Origin of the sequence: Streptomyces rimosus subsp. rimosus, from assembly GCF_000720725.1 — a bacterium.
GTDB lineage: Bacteria > Actinomycetota > Actinomycetes > Streptomycetales > Streptomycetaceae > Streptomyces > Streptomyces rimosus_A.
Window position 1 is genome coordinate 1 of sequence record NZ_JOCQ01000264.1, and the last position, 295, is coordinate 295.

1 pseudogene is annotated in these 295 nt (G+C 69.5%); it reads left to right on the forward strand.

Going from position 1 to position 295, the window contains the following annotated elements:
* Positions 1–295, forward strand: a pseudogene (locus tag IH45_RS0142830) (hypothetical protein); the annotation flags it as partial.

Sequence of the window (295 nt, forward strand, 5' to 3'; positions counted from 1 at the left end):
GGTCATCGCCTTCACCCTGGAGGCCGCGGCCGCGCTGGTCATCGGCATGAAGATCGCGGTGATCACGCAGCTGGTGATCCTGGCCGCCGAAATCATCGCGGCCCAGGCCGCGGCGCCCTTCACGCTGGGTCTGTCCGAGATCGGCGCGGCGGCCGGCACGGTGGCCACCCGTGAGATCGTGCGCCGCATCCTCAAGGAGGTCGCCAAGCAGCTGCTGGACGCCATCATGGAGGCGGCCAAGGAACCGGTGATCTCCGCGCTGGAGGCCATGGCCTCCGACCTGATCGCCCAGACC